This is a genomic window from Campylobacter sp. BCW_4319, assembly GCF_001764435.1.
Classification (GTDB): Bacteria; Campylobacterota; Campylobacteria; order Campylobacterales; family Campylobacteraceae; genus Campylobacter_D; species Campylobacter_D jejuni.
The window spans coordinates 42,430-53,893 of sequence record NZ_MKAQ01000010.1 but is presented as its reverse complement, the minus strand read 5'-3'; the positions used below and the strand labels follow the sequence as shown (position 1 = coordinate 53,893).

Genomic DNA, 11,464 nt, shown 5'->3' with positions numbered 1-11,464 from the left:
AAAAATTAAAAATGTAAAAAATGATTAAAAATAAAATTGAGTTTTAGAGTGAAAGTTGCAGTAGCAGATTAAAAGTATTGTCTTTACTTTTTTGTTGAACTGAATTTGAAATTTCAAAAATTTGTTTCATCTTTTCCTCCTTTGTTAAAATTAATACTTAATGTATCATATTTTTAGTAAATGTGTTTGTAAAATTCTTAAATTAAGAAAATTATTGATATAATTGTAATTTTAAGTAACAAAAAGGAAGTTGATGTTAAAAGAACTCTTAGAGATTAAAAAAGAAATGGAACCTGTTATCCACGAAGCCAATGTGAAATTAAATGTCCTAGCTCGTGAAGTCATAGTCCGAAAAAAAGAATACGAAATTTATGGGCCTATGGTAGATCGTGTTTATCTTGATAATGCCATTTATGTTAAAGTTATGTCAAGCGGACGCGATGTAAAAACAGACAATGTGACTATAAAAAATGGTTTTTATATGGTTTTTGTTGCCCCTGAAAAAGAAAGTACAAAAGATATCAAAAATAAACTCAAAGTAGCTTATGAAGGACTTGATAACAAATTTATCGCTACACTTATACGCTCTTGCCAACGCTTTAAAGAGATCATAAACAAAACCCAAGCTACACTTGCTAAAGCTTCTAAAATGAATGTGGTAGTAAAAACGAATTTAGGTGAAGCAAGTGCTGCTCTAAAATTTAACATCACTATAGAATATACTAAAGAGAATCAAAAACTCACTCGTGAAAATTCAAAATCAGCAGGAAGTTTCAGAGATACTAAAACTTATATCAATCTTGTAGTAGAAAAAAATACAGATTCTCAAATTTGTGAAAAACTACTTGATGATGTTGAAAAATACTTTATCGGTGGAGGTTGATTTCATTAATGCAAGTTATAAAAACTTGCATTAGATTAAAATTTATAATTATATCCTAAATATACACCATAATTTGTTTGTTTAGGATCGTAAAAGTTTGAACCCACTTTATTTTGATAAAAATTTCTAGAATTATAATGAATTTGCTCTGCTTTAAAGCCTAATTCTATTTCATTATGTGGTGTCAAATCATATAAAGCACCTATTTTCGCTCCATAAAAATAACCGTCAAAATTTTGCGACAAAGATAAAAAGCTTGTTTTTAAGGTAAGATCTGTTCTTGTATATCCTCCATACACACCTAAAACAGCTCTGGTTTTTTCAAAAAGCTTAGGAGTAAAATCATAACCTGTTAAAAATTTATGTGTAGCAAAATCACCTTCGATTTGAATTTTAGGAGTTTTGATAAAATCACTAAATTCATCAGAATAATTATAACCAGCATAAATTCTATGATTTTCATTTAAACGATATCCAAGTTTTAGACCAAACGATGGTATATTACCTGAAATATCTCCATTAAAATTTTGCTTTGTATTCTTATGTTTTAACTCACTTTTTACTTGAGCATGCATCCAAGCTGCATCAGCACCTATAAAAAAACCAGAATTCTCATCTGCTAAAGCCAAATTTGAAAACAAAGTAGCACTTGCGATAATGCTTAATAATTTTTTATTCATAACCTAACTCCTTATAATAAAATTCGATCTAAAAAATTTAGATCTTTTTATATTATATATTCTTCAAAGATTAAATAAGAATTTTTTATAAAATACTTAATCTTTACATAAAAATATGTTAATATTTTACTTAAATATTATTTTGGCACTACCATATCGCTACGACATTCTATCACCGTATGCACATTTCCACGCGGGTTAAAATCCCCCACAACTTTAATCCATTTTGGCTTGAGTTTGTCTTTTAGAGTATTATAAATTTCATTGATACTTGCTTCATGTGAAACATTTCTATACATAAAAGTATTGATATAAAGTTTTATCGCTTTAAGCTCAACCACAAATTTATCAGGCATATACTCAAGATAAATCGTTGCAAAATCAGGATAACCTGAACGCGGACAACAACACATAAATTCAGGCAAGGTGATTTTAATGATATAGTCATTTTTAGCATCATTTGGCCAAATTTCCATATTTTCTACATCAAATTCTTTAATTTCTTTTTCACCATAACGCATGAGCTTTCCTTATTGAAAATTTTTAGAAAATTATATAAAAAATTACTTTTAGAGCAATTGAAAAATAAACATTTTTAGCAAATTGCATAAAAAAGACAAATATTATATTAAATAAAGCTTTTTATACTAGAATAAGGCAAATCTTTCAAAAGGAAAAAAATGAGAAAATCAATTGCAATTATAGGCGGTAGCATCGCAGGACTTAGCGCGGCTTTATTTTTCGCTTCAGCTAAAAATAAAGAACTTGACTTTGATATCACTGTTTTTGATGAGGGTAAAGCAGATTTAAAAGCAGCAGCAATTTACAATGTTCCTTTTTTCCCAAAAGGTGCAAAAGCAGATGAAATTTACACTCACATAAAAGCACAAATTGCTTCTATGCTCGAAGTAAAATACATCGATTCAAAAGTAGTAAGCATAAGCGGAGAAAAAGGAGATTTTACTGTTAATGATGAGCAAGGCTTGGGTATAAAAGCAGATTATATCATCGTAGCAACAGGGGCAAACAAAAGCGATATCAAAGAACTTGAAGATTTTGTAATACCGCATGAGCTTATGCCAAAACCAAACAAATTTTGCTTCAAACATCACGGGAGACAGATTATCAAAGAAGGAATTTACGCAGCAGGACTTGCTTCAGGTGTTACGACTATGGTAGCTTGCGCGATGGGAAGTGCCAATGAAGCAGCTTGCGCGATTTTAAGCGATATCAAAGGTGCAGTAAGCGTATATCACGATACACCTACTACAAGAGTTTAAATCATCAAAGCACAAAAGGTGTGCTTTGATACACATCATAATTGAGCCAATTTGCAAAAATGGTATTTGCATTTGAACGCCAATTGTATTTTATATTGCCCTTTTTATCATAATAATTTTTAGCTTTTTGTATGAAATTATCTCTTACATATTCTTGATGTAAAGTCTCTTTAAAATATTCCAAATGCCCTAAAATAAAAATATTCTTTTCATCTCTTAATAAAGCCGAACCGATTTTTTTATTTCTAAGCAAAATTTTTAATTTCCCTTGTTTTTGTAGTGCTAAAATTTGCTCTTCATCCATGCTAGAATGTCTTGAATGAGGCATTAAAACCTTTTCATCTAAATTTGTTAAAAGCAGATCAGGCGAAACTTTATCATGCTTATAGACTCCAAAAATTTTCTTATCTAAAGAGATTTTATCCACACCATAAAAGTATTTTAAAGCAGCCATGGCACCCCAACAAATATACATAGAACTTGTTACATTTTGCTTTAAAAAATCAAAAATTTCTAGCAATTCTTCCCAGTAAGCAACCTTTTCAAAATCCATTTGTTCCACAGGAGCTCCTGTAACAATAGCACCATCAAATTTATGTTTTTTAACCTCTTCAAGACCCTTGTAAAATTTTTCCAAATGAGTAAAAGGAGTATTTTTACCCACATAGCTAGTCGTGGCTAAAAGTGTGATATTTACTTGCAAAGGAGAATTTGCAAGTAAGCTTAGAATTTGATTTTCTGTTTCAATTTTTTTTGGCATAAGATTGACAATCAAAATTTCTTGCGGCCTGATATCTTGATGCTTTGCTCTCCTTAATCCCATGATAAAAGCATGCTCTTTTAAAAGCTCATAAGCGGGTATATTTTCTGGAATAATCAGTGGCATTTTTTCTCCTTTATTTAATAAACCTTATTTATGATAAAGCATGGTGGAATTTTTATCTCATTCACTCAATGCAAACACACTTTTAACTTTCTATAGCTTGTTTTAAATCCGCTATCAAATCATCGCTATTTTCAAGTCCTATGCTTAAGCGTATAGTAGCTTTCGTAATGCCTGCTTTTTGGAGTTCTTCTTCGCTTAGTTGCGAATGAGTAGTAGAAGCAGGATGGATGATCAAAGACTTGCTATCACCCAAATTTGCAGCAAGTAAGAAAAGTTGAGTTTTATCACAAATTCTTCTAGCATGCTCATAATCTTTAGCTTCAAAGCTTAAAAGCCCGCTAGCAAAATTTTTATCAAAATATTTTTTAAATAAATTATGATAAGCATTACTTGCTAAAGTAGGATAATTTACGCCCTTGATATCAGGATGAGAATTTAAAAAATTCGCAACTTTTTCAGCATTTTGACTGTGTTTTTCTATACGCACTGCCAAGGTTTCAAGTCCTTGTAAAAGTAACCAAGCATTTTGAGGTGCTAAGCTAGCTCCTAGATCTCTAAGCCAAGTGATGATGACTCTAATACTAAAAATCGGCAAATCAAGTGTATTTAAATTCAGTCCATGATAACTTGGATCAAGAGTGTTAAAAGCTTTATATCTATCGTTATTTTTAAGCAAGTCGTTTAAATCTTTTCTTTCTATAAGTGCTCCACCCAAAGCAGTGCCTTGACCGCTTACATATTTACTTAAACTATGCACGATTACATCCACGCCATGTTTAAAAGGTTGGAGTAAGAAAGGAGTAGCAACGGTATTATCACAAATGCTAACGATTTTATGTTTTTTTGCTATTTGGCTTATTTTTTCTATATCAGCTATGGCAATTTGAGGATTTGAAAGACTTTCGAAAAAAATCGCTTTTGTGTTTTGATCTATAACTTTTTCCAAGCTATCTAAATCATCGATATCAAATTCCCTAGCTTCTATGCCAAAATTTTTAAGTGTGTGAGAAATTAAAGTTTGAGTCCCACCATAAATTTTGTTCGAATACGCGACATTATCTCCCGAACTTGCTAAATTGATAAGAGCATAAAAACAAGCTGCCATACCGCTAGTAACAGGAATTCCAAAAGCCCCTCCTTCGATATTAGCAAGTCTTTGTCCTAAAACATCGCTTGTAGGATTGCTAAGTCTTGAGTAAATATTGCCAAGTTCTTGAAGATTAAACCTTGCTGCAGCTTGATCCAAATTTTCAAAATTATACGCAGTGTTTTGATATATAGGCACACTAATACTTCTTTGAGTATCAAAATTATAAGCTCCGTGTAATGCTAAAGTTTCTTTATTGAAATTCATTTTTTATCCTTATTGTGTCAATGAAAAAATGTTAAAAAGCTTTTTATCGGCTTTAAACTAGGCTATTTGAAAATGTAAATTTATAGAATATGAGTATATACGAGCAGATTAAGCGTGCCAAGCACGCATACAGAAAGAAGAAAGCATTAAGTTAAAACTAATATAAGACATTTTTTCTCCTTTCTAAAAAATTATTGATTATTCTATCTTTAAAAAATAAAATTAAAATTAAATTTTAAAAAATTTATATCACATTGCTTAAAATTTTATTGCAACTCACCCCTAGCAAGAGTGAGTTAGCAATAAATTGAAGGCAGTTCAAGCCTAAGCCTAGTATTACAAGACTACCAAGATAGGCTTGTAAAGCAAGGCTTGCTCCCTTAAGGGAGCAAAAAACAATATTTTATAGAATACTAAGCTTAAATTATTGTTTAAGCTGGATTAGAGTTTGAAGCATTTGATCACTCGTTGAAATGGTTTTTGAATTTGCTTGATAACCTCTTTGAATGATAATAAGCTCTGTTAAAGAACGACTTAAATCCACATTTGACATTTCAAGAGCTGAGGTTTTCATCTCACCACGACCTCCTGTTCCTGCTTCGCCTACTACGATATTACCACTATTTGCAGTGACTTTAAAAAGATTTCCACCAATTTCCTCAAGACCTGAGTTATTTGCCACTGAAGCCATTGCTATTTTTGCTACAGCAAAGGTTTTGCCATTAGTAAATTCACCTAAGATATTACCTTTGTCATCCACACGGATAGCATCAGGTTTTAAGTTACCTGAAGTATAACCATCAGTTGCCTGTCCTGTTAGAGTTGAAGCAGAATTTGAGCTTACAAGGCCGTCATTGCTTCCACTTGTTCCAAAGGAAAGTTTGATTTGTTGATTTGGTGCGGCACCATTATTTGGTGAAAAATTTATCGTTCTTGGATTATAATTTGACAAAGATCCATCATTATTAAATCTTGCTGTTCCTACGATGATATTATTTGGTCCTTCGCCTGTAGTGTTAATCTCTGCAGGTTCGGGTACACGGATGATCATTTGCCATTCATTACCCCCATCTTGAGTGGTGCTTTGCTTAACAAACTGCACTTCTAAAGTATGTTTTGAACCTAAGGAATCATAAATTTCAAGTCCTGCTGAAAAAGCAGAAAGTTTTAGAAGTTCACTTTGCTTAACCTGATTGCCTGCAGGGAAAGAACCATCAAGTCCTTTAAAGATTTTAGTAAAAGCATCATTAGTGCTTACTGTTCCTCTTTCATCTGTATAAGCAGTGATATTGAAATTCATATTATGAGAGCCAAAAGTCAATGCTCCCTGACCTGTAACAAGTGTTGGACTATTTGAAGTTTCATTAACATTTGTAAGAGAAAAAGCTCCTGAAGAATTTACTACAACTTTAACATTTTCATTGACATCTGCTGCAGCAAAAGTTCCACTTCCATCATAATCAACCCCATATCTAGCATCTCTTTGTAAAAGCTCTCTTAAATCTTCGGTAGTGTGAAAAGTCCTTATATTGGTATTTAATAAAGAACCATTCATTACTGCATTATAATAATTTTGCGAACCTATAGTAGCAGCATCTGTACCATTCCAAGTAGGGGGATTACCTGGTGTACCTGGAATATAATTAAAACCTCCATCGGGATTATACATAGGAGGAAGAGTTTGAGGCGAAGAACTATAGATATATTTATGCGCTGTTATTATTTGGGCATTTGCTGGACCTGTAAATTGAATTTGGGTAATTGGCCCGGGAGCAGGTGGAGCTGGAGTCAAATTCTGTCCAGTAGCAGTCCATAAAGAAGAACCATTTTTATTAATAGCAGGCTGCTGACCACCGTTACCTTGGTTAAAACTAAATGTTTGAGTATTATTATTCCATACAGCATTCCAAAGTTCACCTGCTGTATTGTTAGCATTAACTACAAGATTGATATTTTTCATATTATCTGTAGTGCCATCGGCATTATCATTGACAAAATCTATACCCGAGCCATCTGCATTTTTAACCGCTCTTACTCCTGTTCCCTCTCTTGCATCCGTTGGTGCGGTAAAGGTATTGATATAAGCGATAGCCTCATCTATACTACCTATAGTATCATTTTGAATAACAACTCCATTAATCACTATATCTAATCTTGTCTTTTGATTACCATTACCCCAAAAAGCAGCAGTTTGATTTTGTTGTAAATTTGAATTAAAAGCATTATAACCTAAAGAATTTGTAGAATATTTAGCATCCGCATAAGATACCCAAATCCCTTGTCCATCTCTTAAATTTAAACCCTGTCCATTAGCATTAAAAAGTGATCCTGCATCCACACCCTTTTCCGTCACTTCTACAGAATTCTTAGAAGTCGTATAAAACTGAGTGGTTCCTGTATCATTTTCATCTTTAGTTTCACCTGTTTTTTGATTAAAACCATGCACAGAATCAAGAGAATACAAAGGACGACTTGCTGTTCCTATATTTAAACCACTATTTAAATTCGCTTTGATGGCTACTTCTGTGGATTGCGCTGCAGGGATATGCATACCTGGATCGATAAAAATATTTTGCGGAGTTCTTGAGCTATCTATACTTTGAGTATCCCAGTTGATATTCCACCCTTGGACAACAAAACCTGCATTATTAACAAAATTTCCATAAGCATCGAGTTTAAAATCCCCGCTCCTTGTAAGATAGTTTGTAAGACCACCATCATCACTCACCATAAAAAAACCATCACCATTTATAGCAACGTCAGTGTTTTTATCTGTGGTTTGAACTGAACCTTGAGAATGAATTCTAGTTGTAGAACTTACTGAAACTCCAAGACCGATTTGAAGTGGATTAGATCCGCCTCTTCCATCAGTTGGAGCTGTAGCGATTTTCACAGTTTGGCTAAACATAGTCCCAAAATCTGCACGGGAGTATTTAAAACCAGTGGTATTAACATTTGAAATGTTATTACCTTCAACATCCATCGCAACTTGATGTGCTTGTAGTCCGCTTACGCCAGACCAAAGTGATCTCATCATCTTAAATCCTTTATAAAATATTGCTTTAAAAAATTTAACGCTTTGGCTTTAAAAAACTTTTGCGTTTATGTGAAGTTTACAAGCAAGTTCTGTTCCAACTTTTGAAATTTTTTATGAAATTTTTTAAAAATTTATAGAAAAAATTTAAAGGTATTTTGGGAGTTTATGAAGCTTTGGGCTTTTGTGTAATGAAAATTACCAAAATCACACCCTAACTCTTAAATTTGCTGCATGGGTTAAAGCTACTGCAATAGCATCTGTGATATCCAAAGGCTTGATATCTTTACTAAGTCCTAAAAGCCTTTTTACCATAAAAGCAACTTGTTCTTTAGTTGCTTTGGCTTTTCCTGTAACGGCTTTTTTTACTTGTAAGGGAGTGTATTCTGCAAAGTCTCCATGAATTTGAAGAATTTTTAAAGATAGGGCTCCGCGAAATTGTGCGAGTTTTAAAACGGTTTTTGGATTGTAAGCAAAAAAGATATCTTCTATAGCCACCTCATCAAAAGAATGATTTTTAAAAATCAAGTCCAAACCCTCACAAAGCTCTGTGATTTGATACTGTAAGGTGCTTGGCTTTATCTTTATAAGTCCTGCTTCTATGAGAATGTTTTTTCCTTTGTTGGCTTCTATGATAGCATAACCACAATTTCTCGAACCTGGATCTATACCTAAAATTTTCAAATTCATACCTTTTGAAAAATAAAATACGAAAGCGGATTTTAACCTTTTTTTATAAAATTTAAGATAAAATTTATACATTATGCAAAATTTAAAGAGAGATTATGAATCCAAGCCAAATACTTGAAAATTTAAAAAAAGAATTAAACGAAAACGAATACGAAAACTATTTATCAAATTTAAAATTCAACGAAAAACAAAGCAAAGCAGATCTTTTAGTTTTTAACGCTCCAAATGAACTCATGGCTAAATTCATACAAACAAAATACGGTAAAAAAATCGCACATTTTTATGAAGTGCAAAGTGGAAATAAAGCCATCATAAATATACAAGCACAAAGTGCTAAACAAAGCAACAAAAGCACAAAAATCGACATAGCTCATATAAAGGCACAAAGCACGATTTTAAATCCTTCTTTTACTTTTGAAAGTTTTGTTGTGGGGGATTCTAACAAATACGCTTATGGAGCGTGTAAAGCCATAATACATAAAGACAAGCTTGGAAAACTTTATAATCCAATCTTTGTTTATGGGCCTACAGGACTTGGAAAAACACATTTACTTCAAGCAGTTGGAAATGCAAGCTTAGAAATGGGAAAAAAAGTTATTTACGCTACCAGTGAAAATTTTATCAATGATTTTACTTCAAATTTAAAAAATGGCTCTTTAGATAAATTTCATGAAAAATATAGAAACTGCGATGTTTTACTTATAGATGATGTGCAGTTTTTAGGAAAAACCGATAAAATTCAAGAAGAATTTTTCTTTATATTTAATGAAATCAAAAATAACGATGGACAAATCATCATGACTTCAGACAATCCACCCAACATGCTAAAAGGTATAACCGAACGCTTAAAAAGTCGTTTTGCACATGGGATCATAGCTGATATAACTCCACCTCAACTAGATACAAAAATAGCCATCATAAGAAAAAAATGTGAATTTAACGATATCAATCTTTCTAATGATATCATAAACTATATCGCTACTTCTTTAGGGGATAATATAAGAGAAATCGAAGGTATCATCATAAGTTTAAATGCTTATGCAACCATACTAGGACAAGAAATCACACTCGAACTTGCCAAAAGTGTGATGAAAGATCATATCAAAGAAAAGAAAGAAAATATCACTATAGATGACATTTTATCTTTGGTATGTAAAGAATTTAACATCAAACCAAGCGATGTGAAATCCAATAAAAAAACTCAAAATATAGTCACAGCAAGACGCATTGTGATTTACCTAGCTAGGGCACTTACGGCTTTGACTATGCCACAACTTGCGAATTATTTTGAAATGAAAGATCATACAGCTATTTCACATAATGTTAAAAAAATCACAGAAATGATAGAAAATGATGGTTCTTTAAAAGCAAAAATCGAAGAACTTAAAAACAAAATTCTTGTTAAAAGTCAAAGTTAAGTGAAAGGATGTGAAAAATAAATTCTAGAGTGTGAAAAAAAGAAATTAAGCAAAGTATGATAAAATACAAATTTGATTATTTTGCTTTGAAGAATTTCACAATTTCAACAAGCTTATTATTACAACGAATTTAAAATTAAAATAAACCAAGGAGAAAAAATGAAGTTAAGTATCAATAAAAATACTTTAGAATCTGCAGTGATTTTATGTAATGCTTATGTAGAAAAAAAAGACTCAAGCACCATTACTTCTCATCTTTTTTTTCATGCTGATGAAGATAAACTTCTTATTAGAGCTAGTGATTATGAAATAGGTATCAACTATAAGATAAAAAAAATCCGCGTAGAATCAAGTGGCTTTGCTACTGCAAACGCAAAAAGTATTGCAGATGTTATTAAAAGCTTAAACAATGAAGAAGTTGTTTTAGAAACCATTGATAATTTTTTATTTATAAGACAAAAAAGCACAAAATACAAACTTCCTATGTTTAATCATGAAGATTTTCCAAATTTTCCAAATACAGAAGGAAAAAACCAATTTGACATTGATTCAAGTGACTTAAGTCGTTCTCTTAAAAAGATATTACCAAGTATTGATACAAACAACCCAAAATACTCCTTAAATGGTGCATTTTTAGATATAAAAACAGATAAAATTAACTTCGTAGGAACTGATACAAAACGCCTTGCAATCTATACTTTAGAAAAAGCAAATAATCAAGAATTTAGTTTTAGTATCCCTAAAAAAGCTATTATGGAAATGCAAAAACTTTTCTATGAAAAAATAGAAATTTTTTATGATCAAAATATGCTTATTGCTAAAAATGAAAACTTTGAATTCTTTACAAAACTTATTAACGATAAATTTCCAGATTATGAAAAAGTTATACCAAAAACTTTCAAACAAGAACTCAGCTTTTCAACTGAAGATTTTATAGATAGTCTTAAAAAAATCAGCGTTGTAACTGAAAAAATGAAACTTCATTTTAACAAAGATAAAATCATCTTTGAAGGTATAAGTTTAGACAATATGGAAGCAAAAACAGAGCTTGAAATTCAAACAGGAGTAAGTGAAGAATTTAATCTTACTATAAAAATCAAATATTTACTTGATTTCTTAACTTCTATAGAAGAAGAAAAATTCACTTTAAGTGTAAATGAACCTAATTCAGCATTTATAGTCAAATCCCAAGGACTATCAATGATTATCATGCCTATGATTTTGTAATAAAACAAGTAA

The 11,464-nt window shown here is 31.5% G+C and carries 10 protein-coding genes; 4 read left to right on the top strand and 6 right to left on the bottom strand.

From position 1 onward, the window contains the following. Window positions 1-253: 253 nt before the first annotated feature. Window positions 254-883, top strand: a complete 630-nt coding sequence (locus AJN56_RS03775; RefSeq protein WP_002853105.1) for a hypothetical protein — start codon at window positions 254-256, stop codon at window positions 881-883. A 35-nt stretch (window positions 884-918) separates the two neighbouring features. On the opposite strand, the gene AJN56_RS03770 is transcribed toward AJN56_RS03775, so the two are convergent. Together AJN56_RS03770 and queF are read right to left on the bottom strand one after the other, a co-directional pair. Beyond that, window positions 919-1,563: an outer membrane beta-barrel protein gene (locus AJN56_RS03770; protein WP_070246175.1), complete on the bottom strand. Its 645-nt coding sequence runs from the start codon at window positions 1,561-1,563 to the stop codon at window positions 919-921. 137 nt (window positions 1,564-1,700) lie between these two features. Further along, the gene (queF, locus tag AJN56_RS03765) at window positions 1,701-2,084 is read right to left on the bottom strand and encodes a preQ(1) synthase (protein ID WP_002834281.1); all 384 of its coding nucleotides are present in this window, start codon (window positions 2,082-2,084) and stop codon (window positions 1,701-1,703) included. A gap of 159 nt (window positions 2,085-2,243) precedes the next feature. Here queF and AJN56_RS03760 point away from each other — a divergent pair, with 159 nt between their 5' ends. Further along, entirely contained in the window at window positions 2,244-2,843 is a 600-nt protein-coding gene (locus AJN56_RS03760) for an NAD(P)/FAD-dependent oxidoreductase (RefSeq protein ID WP_002868994.1), read from the top strand. A 4-nt stretch (window positions 2,844-2,847) separates the two neighbouring features. Here AJN56_RS03760 and metA read toward each other — a convergent pair whose 3' ends face one another. The 4 genes from metA to ruvC form a co-directional block, all read right to left on the bottom strand. Continuing rightward, window positions 2,848-3,729 carry a homoserine O-succinyltransferase gene (metA, locus tag AJN56_RS03755; RefSeq protein WP_002783526.1) on the bottom strand — a complete coding sequence of 294 codons (882 nt, stop codon included), beginning with the start codon at window positions 3,727-3,729 and terminating at the stop codon, window positions 2,848-2,850. A gap of 82 nt (window positions 3,730-3,811) precedes the next feature. After that, the gene (locus tag AJN56_RS03750; RefSeq protein WP_070246177.1) at window positions 3,812-5,083 is read right to left on the bottom strand and encodes an O-acetylhomoserine aminocarboxypropyltransferase/cysteine synthase; all 1,272 of its coding nucleotides are present in this window, start codon (window positions 5,081-5,083) and stop codon (window positions 3,812-3,814) included. A 424-nt stretch (window positions 5,084-5,507) separates the two neighbouring features. Continuing rightward, window positions 5,508-8,120 carry a flagellar hook protein FlgE gene (flgE, locus tag AJN56_RS03740; RefSeq protein WP_002800515.1) on the bottom strand — a complete coding sequence of 871 codons (2,613 nt, stop codon included), beginning with the start codon at window positions 8,118-8,120 and terminating at the stop codon, window positions 5,508-5,510. 204 nt (window positions 8,121-8,324) lie between these two features. Next, window positions 8,325-8,807, bottom strand: coding sequence for a crossover junction endodeoxyribonuclease RuvC (ruvC, locus tag AJN56_RS03735; protein WP_011050020.1), 483 nt, complete (start codon window positions 8,805-8,807; stop codon window positions 8,325-8,327). A 95-nt stretch (window positions 8,808-8,902) separates the two neighbouring features. On the opposite strand from ruvC, the gene dnaA reads away from it, so the two are divergent. Together dnaA and dnaN are read left to right on the top strand one after the other, a co-directional pair. Further along, window positions 8,903-10,225: a chromosomal replication initiator protein DnaA gene (dnaA, locus tag AJN56_RS03730; RefSeq protein ID WP_002855575.1), complete on the top strand. Its 1,323-nt coding sequence runs from the start codon at window positions 8,903-8,905 to the stop codon at window positions 10,223-10,225. Window positions 10,226-10,384: 159 nt separating this feature from the next. After that, entirely contained in the window at window positions 10,385-11,452 is a 1,068-nt protein-coding gene (gene dnaN, locus AJN56_RS03725; RefSeq protein WP_002855594.1) for a DNA polymerase III subunit beta, read from the top strand. Window positions 11,453-11,464 lie beyond the last annotated feature (12 nt).